Source organism: Prosthecobacter sp. (assembly GCF_034366625.1).
Lineage (GTDB): Bacteria > Verrucomicrobiota > Verrucomicrobiia > Verrucomicrobiales > Verrucomicrobiaceae > Prosthecobacter.
Genome location: NZ_JAXMIH010000008.1, coordinates 221,001 through 235,533 on the forward strand (window position 1 = coordinate 221,001; position 14,533 = coordinate 235,533).

Sequence of the window (14,533 nt, forward strand, 5' to 3'; positions counted from 1 at the left end):
GCGGCTACAAAGCCGTCGTGCGTGGCGTTTACCGCGCCACCATGAAAGCACTCGTCATCCTCCTGCTCGGCACCTTCGCATTTCAAGCCTCGGCGGCGGAGGCAAAACGTCCGAACATCCTGTTCATCTACGCCGACGACCAATCGACCAAAACCGTTGGCTGTTACCCCGATTCCTGGCCCTGGGTGAAGACACCGAACATTGATGCGCTGGCGAAAAATGGCGTGCGCTTCCACGCCGCTTATCTTGGCTCCTGGTGCATGCCCTCGCGCGCCACGCTGCTCACCGGACGCCATCCGCATGGCATTGAGTCGATGTCGATGGCGGGCAAGTATCCCGGCAGCACTTACGATCCAAAGCAGTGCCCGTTCATTCCCGCCGAAATGCGCAAGCAAGGCTGGCACACCGCGCACATCGGCAAGTGGCACACCGGCACTGACAACGGCTGGGGACGCGACTGGGATCATCAGATTGTCTGGAACCGTCCGCTGCATCCTGAAAACGCCGGCGCGTATTACGAGACGCAGATTCTCTCCATCGACGGCAAGGAGCAGACCGTGGAAGGCTATCCCGCTGACAACTACACGAAGTGGTCGCTCGACTACATCCGAGGCAAAAATCGCGACGCCTCGAAGCCCTGGTATCTCTGGCTCTGCTACGGCAGCGTGCATGGCCCCTCCAAACCCGCAAAACGCCACCTCGGCAGCTACAAGGACGCTGAAGTGCCCGTGCCTGCCGACATCTTCCCGCCACGCGAAGGCAAGCCCGATTACCTCAACAAGATGCAGGCCTGGGCCAAGGGCGAGGACGGTCATCCCATTGCCAAAAAGGGCGGCGAAGCCTTCGGTGAAACGAAAAAAGCGAAGCGCTTCGACGACTGGGTCCGCCAGGTGAACGAATGCGTCCCCGCCATCGACGAAGGCGTCGGTCAATTGATCGCCGCGCTCAAGGAATCCGGTCAATATGACAACACACTCATCATCTACACCGCCGACCAGGGTTTCAGCATGGGCGAGCACGGTTTCCGCACCAAACTGGCCCCGTATGATGCCAACTACCGCTCCCCGCTCATCGTCAGCATGCCAGCGCGCTTTCCCACCGGCAAAGTCTGCGCTGCTTCCGTGAACGCGCCCGACCTTGCCGCCACCTTCCTTGCCATCAGTGGCGTGAAAGTGCCGTGGCAGGTTCATGGTCGTGATCTCACGCCACTGCTCGAAAAGCCTGACACAGCCTGGCCGCACGCCTGCTACTACGAGCACATGGGCAACGAGTACGGCTCCAAAGTCAGCCAGACCATTCTCACTGGCGCCAAGCAGGACAATCACCAGGGCGTACCGCTTTACTCCGCCGTCATCCAGGACCGCTTCAAGCTCATTCATTACCTCGACGGCCAGTCCGGCGAGGAACTCTACGATTTAAAGTCCGATCCCGAAGAACTGAAAAATCTCATTGGTGACGCCACACACGCTGATCGCATCACCAAGCTCCGCGAAGCTATGAAAGCCGAGCTCAAGCGCACCGAGGCTGGCTTTGTCGATTCCGTGATGAAGTGACCGCGATCATTTCCGCAGCCGTTCCACCTCATCCAGCGGCACCTTCAGCACCTCGGTGACGTTCTTCTTGTTCGAGAACGCGATGAACAGACTCCCGTCGTGCTCGATGACGTGCGGATACTGAAACGTCGTCGCTTTCGGCGACGGAATGTCGAGTCTCGCCATGCGAGTGAACTGTTTTCCATCCTCCGAGATCGCGAGGTGCATCTCACGCCGACCTATCGCGGGGTTCGCGTTTGAAACCAGCACCCGGAAGCCACGACTCGTCTTCAACGTGAACAGCTTGCTCGTCGAATTCGGGTAGTTCGTGACCTCCGGGTTGCTCCAGGTGCGCCCATGGTCATTCGAGACGGAGCGGAACAGCCGCTGCGATCCGCCATTGTCGCGAATGGCCGACATGATCGTGCCATCAGCCAGTTCCCACCAGACCGGCTCGTCCGGGCTGAACTTGCTCACCTTCAGCGCCGCCAGCCGTTCCACCACCGGCACAACCTCCCACTCCGTCAGCGATTTCACGCCGCCGATGAGCATCGAGACATTGAAGCGCGCATCCCGCCGCGTCATCATCCATTCGCCGGTGGAGAGCTTTTGCGGTGAGAAATTGTTGATCGCGTTCTCAAACACCATTGCCGTCTCTTTCCAAGTGTCGCCCTTTTTGTCCCACGCGAAGGCCACCAACTTTAAATCTTTGTTCACACCAAACGCGCCTTTGCCCTGATAGCTCGCCGCCAGCGCCAGCATCTCGCCATCACGCAGCCAGAAGCCGCGGGCGATGTAGGCGCGGCCTTCCAGCGGCATGCCCGTGAGGTTTTTCGGCGTGCTCCACTTCAATCCGTCCTCACTCGTCGCATAACGCACATGCTGCGTCGGCACATCCTCCACCACCGGTCCCGCGCTCCACATGCACCAGAACTTGCCCTCATGATGCAGCAGGTAGTTGTGAAGCTGAAACTTCCACGCCTCCTCATACGGACACACCACCGCATGCGTGCCCTTCAGCACTGGCAGCTTGGCGAAGTCGATCTTCGCGGGGTCGCCGTCGGTGCCTGGAAGGTTCAGCAGTGGCTCCGCAGCGAACAGCGTGGAAGAGAGCAGTAGAAGAATGAGGAATCGTTTCATGGCGTGGTTTGCAGTTTCTTGCCCGGCAGCAGGAACAAACGCCCCGCCTCGTTGCAAATGAGCAAATTCGGCCCGTCTTTGCCGAGCATCGTGCCCACCGCGCCCGTTTCATGCGCACCGCCGGGCTGGATGACGGTTCTAGCCTCGTCACGGAAGACGAGCGGCCTCGCGAACTTCATTTTGTCATTCGTGCCCGTGTTGAGCATCACCAGCGGTGTGCCGAGGGTCTTCTTCAGCTTCGTCGGCAATGCGGAATCGATCAGACCGCCGATCACGCCACCCACGACCGGGTTTTTGCCGAGCGCGGCCATCGGATAGCCCGTCTCACGATCCGGGATCGAAACGACACGCCCCGTGCCAATGACGAAATCAAGATGGCCGTCTTGATTCCAGTCGAAGAAGTCGAGTTTGCACCGCCCGCTCATCCCTCCGATGCCGCCGCTCGTGCCGATGAGCTTGCCATCGTCGAGCTTCAGCTTGCCGCCGTCTTCGACGTTGTAGTCGTCGATGCGCCAGTAGAGGTGAAAATGATCGTCGCCATCCACGATCGCCAGCGCGATGCGGTTGCCGATCTTCGCCACTGCGGGCCTGCAGCGCCACATGCCATGCAAATCGATGCCATCGCAGTAAAGCGGATGCGCCGCGTCAAGCTTCGGCTCCGTCTTGGTGCCACGGTTGAGATAGATCAGGTAATCACCCGTGATGTCGCCGGTGATGATGTCCGGCAGCGCATCGCCATTCCAGTCGATCACGTTCGGCGAGAGATAGCCCCAGCGTGCTTCTTGAAGGCCCTGCAAACTGCCGGAATAACCCGCCTGCACCTGGATCTCGCGTCCACCGGCTTTCACCCGTGTCGCAGGCAAAAACTTCGGCTTGTCGTTGTTGCCGATGTTTTCAAAGAAGAGCACAAAGCCCTCCGAGTTGCCCGCCAGGATGTCCAGCACACCATCGCCATTCCAATCCACCGTCGTCGGTGATGGCAGCGTGCCCGCGTAGAGATCTGCGTTCTCCTGCAACACCGAAACCGGCTCAGCAAACACCGGCGCACCCGTTTTCGCCCAGTTCCCTGTGAAGCGGTAGAAATACAGCGAGCCCTCGCCACATGCGATCAAGCCGCCCGGATACGCCGACACGCTCGGATTGATGCTCGGATGTCGCAGCGCGTTGCCATCCTCGCCTGCGACGAGACGCTTCGCTTCAAGATCAAACCCGCTCGCCGCCTTGTTGCGATAAAACACCAGATTGCCCTGCCTCGAGCCAGTGATGAGGTCGCGCTCATGCCCGGCACCGAGACCAATGCCCGTGATGCCATGCATCGAGAAATACACCTCGTTCTTCGTCGCCGTGATCTGCTTCACCTCGCCCTTTGTCGGCCAGCCGACGAGATAACGATACCGCATCTCGCCCACCGCGATGCCGGACGAGTTGAAGGGTCGCCACTCCTCCTTGTTCGGGCTACCCTCTACTCCTTTGGCTCCGTTCGACACCTCAAACGCCAGGTCATAGCCCTGCTCATTCAACAGCACCCCGAGACTCGAAGGCGACTTCACCTCCTTCGGCAGCTTCACGCGCTTCGTTTCGCGAAACTCCATCGCCTCGCGATCCAGCTTCGTCGTCACCAGTTCCTCCTTGCTGATCCAAAGCCCCGTGATCGTGCCATCCTTCGTCTGAAACACGCTGCCCTTGTCCTTGAACGCGCATTTCACCACCACCGGCTCAGCAAACACCGGCGCGCCATTCTCCGCCGTCTCCACCCAGCGAAACAAATGCACCGCCTGAGGCCCGCCATACCCCGCCACAAACAAATCCGGCTCCTTGCCGCCAAAGACGTTCGCATGCCCCAGCACATGATGATTCAAATTCACCAACGCCAGCGGCCCACGTCCTTTGGGGGCCGCTGATGGCAAAGCCTTCGTGCCGGGAGGAAAATGCGGCTCAGCCTTGCAGGCGGTGACGAGAAGAAAGAGAAGGAGGAGCGGCTTTGTCATGACATCTCAATATAGAATGGTTGATGAATGATCATCTAGCCACTTGCTGCATCGCTTGAGAACAATCGTCTCGATGTTACAGCGATCCGCCCCATCCCAATACCACTGCACTTCAGCCTGTTGCAGGTCGTCGAATGCCCATCTCAGCAAATAGAAATCGTAGATAGAGCGGAGATAGTCGTTCTCCATGCATAGCTGGCAGAGTAAACGCAGATTGTTGCGAATGAGCGTGGGATCGTTCGCAATCTCTTGAATCAAGTCCCTTGCATAAGCAATGACGGCCTGATCTCCCGTTGGAATGCTTATGTTCAGTTCCTTCAGAGTCTTGATCGCATAATCCCTGACTTCAAACGACGAAACCGGCTCAGTGAGACCTGCCAATATTCGCAGGTGAGGTGTGTCCTCACCGTGGCATAGCGCATGGACAGCCCATTCGATGCAATCCTTCGCACTTCCAAGGTTTGTTCCACAGAACATGACTACTTTGCCTGTGAGTGGAATCATGGGTGAAGGAGATTCGCTGATGACTTTATTATGCTACTTCACTTCGCCACCGCTGGCAGCTTGCACGACTGCCACGCCAGGAAGCGCCACTTTCCATTTTCCTCACGCCACACGGCGAGAAAGCTCAGCACGCTGTCCATTTCGCCTGTCGCGGTCACGGCTTTGACATGAGCGCGTCCGCTCATGAGGGCGACGCCCGGGGCTGGGAAGGTGAAGTTCTGTTCCTCGTAGTCGTAGCCGACGTATTTGGTTTTTCCAGTGGTCAGGATGTCGATGAACGAGGCTTTGGTATCCACGACGCCGTTGGAGTGCGCATAGCGCAGTTCATCGGAGAAGATGGCGCTCAGCTTGTCGCGATCCGGTGACTGCATCGCGGCGATACGGTCTTTGTCAGCGGCTTGGACGGCAGCGAGCTTGGGGTTTTCCTCCGCGAAGACTTGGAAGGTGAAGACGACGGCGATGCAGGCGAGCAGTGTTTTCATGGTAGATTCGAATGGTAATCGAATCATGGCGCGGAAGGCTTCGATTGCCAATCGAAGCTACTTCGACGGTGTCTTCTTCAAATACTCGCTCGGCGTCATGAACGCGACGTTCTTCGATTTCAAAAACGCGATGATCTCGACGAAGCCCGCCCAGCGCTTGTCATCCCACTGCTCGGGATGACCCTGGAGCACGAGCACGTCCTTGGTGGCGGCGATCTTCTCGTAGAAGACGATGAACTTGGCCGAATCGGGCACGAAGGTCGGGTTCTCCAGCGCCATGACACGCGGGATGCTCAGTCGCGTGAAGAACTTCGGCTTCTTCGGGCCGTAGAGCCAGATTTTAACCTCGGGCACGCCTTCCATCGCCTCGTCGGTGGCGTCTGTGGTGCCGCTCCAGTGGGGGCCGAAGGCGGGGAGGTCAAAGCCGAGCTTCTCCTTCGCCAGCTTCTCGCCCTTCGCCAAAATCGCGCGCTGTTCCGCCGCCGTGCCGGTTTCAAACTCACCCGTGTCGCTAGCGCCGCGCATCTTGTAGCCGTGCATCCACAGCTCGATCTGTCCCGCCGCCTGCACGTCTTTCAGCCATTGGAAATACATCGCGTTGTCCTTCTCCAGCGACTCCGTGATGACACCGAAGGAGCCTTTGATGCCCTGCGCGATCAGGTAATCATGCACCTTCTGCCACCTGTCCGACACCGGCTTCGTGCCGACTCGCCGCGCGATCACGTCGTCGAGCTTGAGGAGGATGATTTGCTGGTCGGCGGCTTGGAGTGTGGTGCCGAGGAATAAGGTGAAGAGGAGTGCGCGCAGCATGGTTGAGTGGATTGGATGGTGAATTGAATCATCGGCTGGAAGGCTTTGATTCACAATCCTGTTCACTCCAGCCGCACTAGCCCTCGGCGCAACGCGGTCACCGTCGCAGATGTCCGGTCCTGCACGCCGAGTTTGGCGAAGATGTGGCTGAGGTGGTTTTTGATGGTTTGCTCGGTGCAGCCGAGGGCGTCGGCGATGTTTTTGTTCGGGGTGCCGGCGATGACGTGTTGGAGGACTTCGGTTTCGCGGGTGGTCAGTTCGGGGCGGGCGCGGCGGGCGTTGAGGCGGGCGGCGAGTTCGGGCGGGAAGTAGCGTTTGCCTCGGGCGGCCTCACGAATGGCGTGGAGCATTTCTTTGCGGCCGGAGGATTTGGTGAGGTAGCCGACGGCTCCGGCGGCGACTGCCTGATACACGTCTTCCTCGGTCTCATTGATGGAGAGCATGATGATGCGGGCCTGGGGGAACTCGGCGCGGATTTCTGACAGGGCTTCGATGCCATGACGGTCGGGCAGATTGCCGTCCATGAGGGTGACATCGGGCTGGTGCTGGCGGTATTGCTCGATGGCGGCGGTGGCGCTGTCGGCCTCGGCGACGACTTGCAGGTCGCCCTCGGCTTCGAGCGATACTTTGACGCCGGAGCGGACGAAGAAATGATCGTCCACGAGGAGGACACGAATGATGGCGGGTGTCTTGCTCATGGGGTGTGCGTGGGGTGGATGGGTGCGGTGACGGATACGGTGCTGCCGGTGCCGGGCGTGCTCTGGATGTCGATGGAGGCGCGGATTTTCGCCGCACGCTCTCTCATGCCGAGCAGGCCAAAGCGGGTGCTGTGGACGGCGGGTGGCTGCGTGGCATCAAAGCCGGTGCCGTCGTCGGTGATGGTGACGGTCAGCTCGTCTTGTGTGAAGTGGAAACGCACGGTGATGGTTTCGGCCTGGGCGTGCTTCAGGGCGTTGGTGATGGATTCCTGAACGATGCGCAGCAGTTGAAACTCGACGCGCTGTGAGAGCCGCTGCTCCCGGCCCTCGACCTCAGTGGTGATGCGTGGTGTGATGACCTGAAGGGCTTCGATGGACTCCCGCACGGCACCGATGAGACCAGTCTGCTCGATGGTGCGGGAGCGGAGTTCCAAAATGGAGCGGTGGGCCTCGGTGCGGCTGTGGGTGAGCATGGCGCGGGCGTTGTCGAGGGCTCGGGAGACGGGCGCAGGCATCTCCGGCGCACATTCGGCGACGGTGTCGAGGTGGATGTTCACGCCGGCGAGTTGTTGTTCCAGCGTGTCGTGGAGTTCGCGTGCGATGCGGCGGCGCTCATCACTCAGCGTCTTTTGTTCGATCTGATGCGCGATGACTTGGGTTTGGCGGGTCACCTGGCGTTGCAACAGGAGCACCCAGGCGCTGACCAGCACCGTCAGCACGAGCACGCCGCCCAATATCCAGCGCAGCCGCTGGGTATTGAACCAGGGCGGCCTGCTGATGAGTGCGATGTCCGCATTCTCGCGCAGCAGCAGTGAGAAGGACTCGCGTGCGGCGGTGCCGTTGGGCTTTTCACACACGCCGGTGAGGCGCAGCCAACTGCCGTTTTCCAAGGCGAGCGGAGGCGTGGTGTCCGCGCTTTCGGCGAGCCGTGCGTAGAAGGTGTGCCCTTCCGCACCGAGGTAGAGCAGGCGATGGCTCGGACGGTCGAACTGGTCGATCAACTGTCCCTCCACCTGGATCAGACTCCCGAAGTCGCCACCCTTGGCGATTTCATCTGCGGTGCTCACGCGAGGTGCGAAGGGCACCGCCCGTCGTGCGATGCGATGAATGCCATCCTCCAGCCAGACGCCTTCATCGGCACCACCGGCGATGAAGCCGATGACATCGACATCATCACCGTTCAGCAGGGACGAGTGCTGCGGTGTCCGCACCCAAAGACCGCCCTGCTCGCTGCCCAAATAGAAACCGCCACGCGAGGGATGCACCAGTGTCACGATGCCCGTGACGTGCAGCCGCTCTTCCGTGGCACCGGCAATGGGAGGACGGTATTGCAGTAGCTCACGAAAGCCGCGCACTGGCTGATTAAAGCTCGCCTGCATGGCAGCAGTGTTTGGCTTGATCTGCGAGACGGAGGCGACGAGCAGGGTCACCCGGCGGAGCTGGCTGCGGTCATTGGCTTCGCCGGAAACCACGCCGCTGATCTCCGCCTCCACATTCTCCCATTCTTTGACGGTCGCTTGATCGCTCTTCGGACAGTCGAGGATGATGTTGAGCGCGCCGGAGCGGCTGCTGGCATCCATGTTCAATTGCTCCACGGAAGGGTCCAGGTGTTCTGCCACGCGCCGGAGGGTCGCACGCACTCGCACAAACTGGTCGTGGAAATCGCCCGTGTTGATCCGCTCCACACCCACGAGCGGAACCGTGGGGAGCGGGCCTGCGTCAAGGCGAACGATGCGCATCACCACGGGAGAACCCGTGGATGCAACTGTGCTGTCGAGGTCGCCAGGAAGGATGGAGATGCTCGGTGAAAAACGCCCGCGGCGGGTGATGCCGATGATCTCCACGCGGTCACCGGCGGCGAGCATCGGCGAATCGGGAGCGCCCGCCGGAGGAGGTGTGAAGAAGATGCCGCCGGTTTCATCCTGCACGAAGCCGAGACTGTAAATGGGATTGCAGTAGGTGATGATGCCGCGCACCTGGACGGGATGATGTCGCGCCGCTTCATCAAGCGTGAGCGCCCGAACGTCGGCGATGGTCGTGAGCGTCGTGAGCGTCGTCTCACTCCCGGCGGGTGCGCCAAAGGTGAGCGCAGCGTGAGCCAGGAGCACTGCGATGACGGGCTGGAAGCGGGAATGCATGGGAGCTGGAATGGGATTCTAGCGGCATTGAACGCACGCGGAAAGCCCCAACCATCCGGCACCTACCCATGCAGGACTAAAGTGCCATGCCTCGAACCTCGACGTGAGAAGCCGTGCGCCGACGTGGAACGTGGGAATGGACTCACCGCCCTCGATGCGGCCAATCATGTCGCGCGACACACCGGTCTTCTGCCACGCGCATACTTGCTCAGGCCGCAAGCCTCCCGCAGCTCTTGGAGCTTGCGCGGCAACCGCTCGCGCACACGCTCGGCGTAGTTGAATGCCTCATGATTGGGTGTCTTGGGCATGGTGCGAATCCACTAGCTGCCAGGCTTCTGTTCCTGAAGATTCAGCAGCTCTCGCAGGCGGCGGCGGGCGCGGTGCAGGGCCACGCGAGTCGCGCCATTTTGCCGCTTTCTCAACGGGGCTTCGGCTTCCTCAACGTCAAGCCACGGGCTGACACGCCGCCAGGCGGGTGGGGTGAGTTCGCTGCGCAGCAGGCGCAGGGCTGATTGCAGGTGAAGCTCGCATAAGCGCGGCTCGCTGCCGGGGACATCGGCACGCTCATCAATGATCTCAAACGGTGCGCCGTCAGCCTGATGGAGCGGAACATGAATGAGCCGGCCGCCCCGCCGCGGGCGACGTGCATCCCGTGTGCGGTTCACCAGATGACAACGCAGCCGCAGGTGCAGATGGGCTTGCTGGTGAGGTGGCGGCAGCTCAGCCAGCAGTTGAAGCCGGCCCGTGCGCAGCAGGCGCAGGAACATGTCCTGAACGTTGTCCTCTGCTGTGTGGGCATCGCAGCCGAGACGCTGGGCTTGCATGCATAGTCGTGAGTAGTGGCTGCGGTAAAATGCCGCTAGTCCGCATCCTCCGGTCGTTCGGTCTGCATCGCTGGTCTCGGAGGATGGATGCATGGTTGAGAGGAGTCGGTTTTATCTTGTCCGGCACCACGCATCGTGTCGGTGGAGGTTCCCCACTTGTTCAGATGGCTGCGGTCACACGTTTCCTGCGCAACGTGCCGGTGGAGGTTCCCCACCAGTTCAGATGGCTGCGGTCACACGTTTCCTGCGCAACGTGATTCCGATACATCCGAGCATCACCAGCATCACCCGCGAAGGTTCCGGCACCGCGCCCATGATGCTGATGCTGCCCTGCGTGTAGAGATTGCTCGTGTCCACATACGCGCCCGAGGAGACGGTGATGGCCGAGGTGTCGAGGGTCCATGATCCGGTGCGGGTGCTCAGGCCCGTCCAGTCAAACACTCTGAACACATCACCAATGGTAAACGTGAGCGCGTTGGGGTTGCTGAACAACAGGGTGGACCCTGCCGTGATGTCCAACGTGCCAAAGAGCCGGAGCATGTCTGCGGCGGCAAGCGTGCCGGTCATGTCCGTGCCCGAGGTGGACCATAGATCCATGGCGAGCAGACTGCTGGAGCCAAGGATCGTGCTGCCCGTGCCTGAAGTCGTCACGGAGAAATCCGAACCTGCCGTGGCTCCGATGGCTCCGACCTGCAGGGTGCCATTGATATAAACATAGTTGTTGGAGCCAGTGGTGATGAAGCCATCACCGGCGAGTTTGGCACCTGCATCCACCGTGACCGTGCCGCTGCCCGTGGCGGACCCGGTGGTGTTGGTGGCATTCAGCGTGCCTGCGCTCACCGTGGTGCCTGCGGTGCAGGTGTTGGCGCTGGCGAGCGTCAGGGTGCCGGTGCTGGTCTTGATGACGGCAGAGGCTCCATCATTGCTGTCGGTGATGGTGCCGGTGAAGTTGAGGTTCTTTCCGCTGGCGACCTCGATGGTGGCTCCGTTGTGGAAGCCCACTTCGAGGGCCGAGACGGTGGAGTTGTCGGTGACGAGCAGCTTCTTGTCGGTGGCGCGGCCAAAGTTCCAGGAACCCCAGTCGCCGATGGCACCGGAGCTGGCGAGCGTGCCGCCATTGAGGGTGACGAGGCCCACGTTCTGGTCTTCGCTTTCAGCGATGGCGGTGCCGCCGGCATTGATGGTGATGGGCTTGGCCTGTGAGCCGTCCCAACCGAAGAGGCTGTTGACGCTGGCGCGCAGGGTGCCGCCGTTGTTCACCGTGATGCCGCTGGTGTAGCTGAAGCTGCGATCCGTTGGGCCGTTTCCCGCGTTCGCGTAGAGTGTGCCTGCATTGACGGTGACGGCTCCGGTGAAGGTGTGCTGTGCGGACAGGGTGAGCGTTCCTGCGCCGTTTTTGGTCAAGCCGCCGTCAGTGGCGTTGTCGCCGCCGATGTTGGAATGCAGCAGCGCCTGGGCGATGGTGACATCGAAGCCGTTCGTGTCCACGACGGCACCGCCGTTGCGCACATTCGCGCGGGTGAGTCCTTCCATGAAATTGCCTCTGGAGTCCTGCGCCTGGAGCGTGCCGCCGTTGAAGTTGAAGGTCGAGGAGCCTTTGACGCCGGTGCCGCCCGTCTCACTGAATACCCGCAGGGTGGACAAGGTGCCGCCGTTGAGATTGAAGGTCGCCACACCTCCGGTGGCGGTGTCATAGCCCGAAGCCATGTTCAAGCCCGCGTGCCAGTCCTCGTTATGCGCGGCATCCGTGATCAGCGTGCCGCCGCTCATCGTCACCGTGGCCACATTGCCGCCAGCAGAGGTGTTCGTGCCCACCGCGAGTGCCAGCCTGTTGTTGAAGCTGATCGAGCCGCCGCTGATGTTGAGGTTGCCAGTCGCCGCCGAGCCGCCGTGACCAAACTGGCCGCTGTTCGCGTAATCCCCGCCCACCGTGACCGTGCCTGCATCAATGTTGACCGTGCCCACGTCGCCAATGTTGGAGCCAGCAACCAGACTGCCATTGATCTGCACCGTGCCCGAGGTGTTGACGTTCAAAACGCCGGTCGCGTGATCCCACCACGCCCCCGCCCCGACGCGCATTTCACCGTTCACCGTCAGGCTTCCAGAGCCGGTGCCAAAGCCGGTGAAAGTGCCGCCCGATGCCGCCGTGTTGGCGAGATTGTAGGTGCCGCTGCCGTTAGTGCCTCCTCCAAGGAGCAGCCATCCGTAAGGCCAGTTTGTGTTGGTTATTGAAAGAGAACCGGCCGTGTGGTCCAGCCGTCCTGCGTTACCCCATGTGCCCACCTGCAGCTCCGTGATCGTAGATGCGTTTGCGGAAATGGTGGCGATATTCCCGGTGTTCGAAGTAATGTAAGCCGCTTCACCGTTGGGCACCACACCGCCCGACCAGTTCGTGCCGGTGTTCCAATCGGTGGTGCCTGTGTTGATCCAGTCTGCCGCGTGGAGACGTGCGCAGGCGAGAAGCGATGCGGTGAATAGAAGACACGAGATGGTTGGGCGAGTCATGGCGGTTGGGTTGATTGGCTGCCATTCTGCCAGATCGAGGGGAGTGATCGCAATATGCCGTTCGGCATAGGCTTTCTAGCCTGTGATCAGAAGACCCAGCGCCCAGAAACACAGGCTAGAAAGCCTATGCTGACGCGGGCGCAAAAAGGCATTCGGAACGGCGGTGTAGGACGAACTTCCGAGTTCGTTCCCTGGATGTGGGGCTCAACTTGAGACCGAACTTGGAAGTTCGCTCTACTTTTTGCGCCCGCGTCTATGCTACGGCTCCATCGTCACCACCAGCAGCGACACCGCCTGACGTGGGAGCTGCACGCGAATGGGCGCAGCGCTATCCTTCACCGCGATCTCCTCCGCTGGGCCGAAAACTGCGAGCTGTCCGGCCTTCTCCAGCGTCGTCTGCTGCTCGGGCGTGGGATTCGGCGGGGAGCCGAGTTTCTTCCACACTTCGTAGGCGTTGCTGTGATCGGCGTCGATGCGGTAGTGCTCCACGCGGGCTTTGCCGCTGTTTTTCGGCAAACCAGCGAGCGTGAGGTCAATCGCTGCATCAGGGCCGGGCACGTCGTCCTCGTGATAATGCCACGCGAGCACGCAAAGCCTGCCGCCATCCATGCTGGCGAGCGCGGAGACATCGGGCTTGTCACGCACACCCTTTTTCATCATGTCATCGAGCGCGATGGCGGCGCTGCTTTGCACGTCGAGACGCTGGCCGCTCATCTTCGAAAACATGCGGAAGGTATTGAGCACCGGGTGGTCGATGCCGCCGCTGGCCAACTGGCGGAAGCCGCCAAAGATCGGCTGATCCACAAAGGTGAAGGCCCAGGTGAGAGCGCCTTCGAGGTTCACGCCATGCCGCGCGGCGAGGTCGTGCTTCCGCGCAAAACTGGCGGCGGTGTAGCTGGAATACATGGTGCCGTTCCGGTAGCCGAGCTGCGGCCCCTGGCAGGCGGCGCAGCCCTCGGGATCGGATTCGCCGATGACGATGGGCTTGTCTTTGAACTCAGGAAATCCGGCGATGACCTTGAAGGCGCGATCAATGTCATTGAGATGATGCGAGATGCCCATGCGCACATGCCCGCCGACAACTTCAGGTTTGCCCTTGGCATGGAAGGAGATGAAATCCACCGGCGTGCCCGCCTTCTGGCAATGAGTGAGGAACTCGGCCAAAAACGTGCCGCCCGGTCCGCCCGCGACATCCGGCCCGCCGACCTTCGCCTCTGGCAGCGCCCGCCGCACCGCACGGATGGCGTGGTCGTGCAGCTTAAAGAACTCCTCCCGCGTGCCGCGCCAGTAGGGGATGTTGGCCTCGTTCCAGGTCTCCCAATACCACTTCAGCACCTCGTCCTTGCCGTATTTCTCCACGCAATGCTTCGCCCATTGGAAAACGAGTTCCTCCCACTTCGCATAGTCCTTCGGCGGGTAGGCCCAGCCGGTGAAAATCTCCTTGTAGCCCCCTTTTGGCGTCCACTGGTGCTGATACGGCTCTGGTTTGATGGAGAGCGCTTTCGGCATGAAACCGATCTGCACAAACGGCCGCACGCCGCGCTGGAGTCCGGCATCGAAAATCATGTCCACGATGGTCCAATCGTAAATCGGGCGACCCTCGGCATCCTCGGTGTAGGCGTTCGTGCTGCCCCATTTCAGCGCAGGCGTGCCATCGCCCGTGGTGAGCAGATTGTGCGTGCGGAAGAAGACTTCCTTGGGCTTCATCTCACCGAGCGCGCCGAGCAGTTTCGCGCCGTCCGGCATGTAGGTGTAATTGGGCTCGTCCGCACCAAAGAAGCGCCAGATGGGTTTGAGCACGCCGAGGGGCTTGGCGGCATCCACGGTGATGTGGACGGGGAAGGCGGCATCTTTTGCTGACGCGGAAATCAGAGACGGTAGGAATAAGAAGGTCGATACGAAGGCTCGTTTG

At 60.9% G+C, this 14,533-nt stretch carries 12 protein-coding genes; 1 reads left to right on the top strand and 11 read right to left on the bottom strand.

Annotation, left to right across the window (positions count from 1 at the left end; all coding sequences use genetic code 11):
• Window positions 1-41: 41 nt before the first annotated feature.
• Entirely contained in the window at window positions 42-1,553 is a 1,512-nt protein-coding gene (locus tag U1A53_RS09395) for a sulfatase-like hydrolase/transferase (RefSeq protein WP_322280404.1), read from the top strand.
• A 6-nt stretch (window positions 1,554-1,559) separates the two neighbouring features.
• Here the strand turns inward: U1A53_RS09395 and U1A53_RS09400 are convergent, their stop codons facing one another.
• The 11 genes from U1A53_RS09400 to U1A53_RS09450 form a co-directional block, all read right to left on the bottom strand.
• The gene (locus tag U1A53_RS09400) at window positions 1,560-2,672 is read right to left on the bottom strand and encodes a sialidase family protein (RefSeq protein ID WP_322280405.1); all 1,113 of its coding nucleotides are present in this window, start codon (window positions 2,670-2,672) and stop codon (window positions 1,560-1,562) included.
• The gene (locus U1A53_RS09405) at window positions 2,669-4,660 is read right to left on the bottom strand and encodes a VCBS repeat-containing protein (RefSeq protein ID WP_322280406.1); all 1,992 of its coding nucleotides are present in this window, start codon (window positions 4,658-4,660) and stop codon (window positions 2,669-2,671) included. Before U1A53_RS09405 ends, U1A53_RS09400 begins: the two co-directional genes overlap by 4 nt.
• Window positions 4,661-4,666: 6 nt before the next feature.
• A complete protein-coding gene (locus U1A53_RS09410; RefSeq protein ID WP_322280407.1) occupies window positions 4,667-5,164 on the bottom strand; it encodes a hypothetical protein in 498 nt (165 codons plus the stop codon).
• 38 nt (window positions 5,165-5,202) lie between these two features.
• Window positions 5,203-5,646: a nuclear transport factor 2 family protein gene (locus U1A53_RS09415; protein WP_322280408.1), complete on the bottom strand. Its 444-nt coding sequence runs from the start codon at window positions 5,644-5,646 to the stop codon at window positions 5,203-5,205.
• Between the two features lie 57 nt (window positions 5,647-5,703).
• A complete protein-coding gene (locus U1A53_RS09420; RefSeq protein WP_322280409.1) occupies window positions 5,704-6,456 on the bottom strand; it encodes a DUF2334 domain-containing protein in 753 nt (250 codons plus the stop codon).
• A 62-nt stretch (window positions 6,457-6,518) separates the two neighbouring features.
• On the bottom strand, window positions 6,519-7,154 hold the full coding sequence (locus U1A53_RS09425; protein WP_322280410.1) for a response regulator transcription factor: 636 nt from the start codon (window positions 7,152-7,154) through the stop codon (window positions 6,519-6,521).
• Window positions 7,151-9,292 (bottom strand): sensor histidine kinase, encoded by a 2,142-nt coding sequence (locus U1A53_RS09430; RefSeq protein ID WP_322280411.1) that lies wholly within the window; start codon window positions 9,290-9,292, stop codon window positions 7,151-7,153. The genes U1A53_RS09425 and U1A53_RS09430 overlap by 4 nt, the downstream gene beginning before the upstream one ends.
• Window positions 9,293-9,456: 164 nt before the next feature.
• Entirely contained in the window at window positions 9,457-9,600 is a 144-nt protein-coding gene (locus U1A53_RS09435) for a hypothetical protein (RefSeq protein WP_322280412.1), read from the bottom strand.
• 12 nt (window positions 9,601-9,612) lie between these two features.
• Complete coding sequence (locus U1A53_RS09440) at window positions 9,613-10,116, bottom strand: hypothetical protein (RefSeq protein ID WP_322280413.1); 504 nt, start codon at window positions 10,114-10,116, stop codon at window positions 9,613-9,615.
• Window positions 10,117-10,335: 219 nt separating this feature from the next.
• The gene (locus U1A53_RS09445) at window positions 10,336-12,621 is read right to left on the bottom strand and encodes an autotransporter-associated beta strand repeat-containing protein (RefSeq protein WP_322280414.1); all 2,286 of its coding nucleotides are present in this window, start codon (window positions 12,619-12,621) and stop codon (window positions 10,336-10,338) included.
• Between the two features lie 258 nt (window positions 12,622-12,879).
• Window positions 12,880-14,445: a hypothetical protein gene (locus U1A53_RS09450; RefSeq protein WP_322280415.1), complete on the bottom strand. Its 1,566-nt coding sequence runs from the start codon at window positions 14,443-14,445 to the stop codon at window positions 12,880-12,882.
• Window positions 14,446-14,533: the final 88 nt, after the last annotated feature.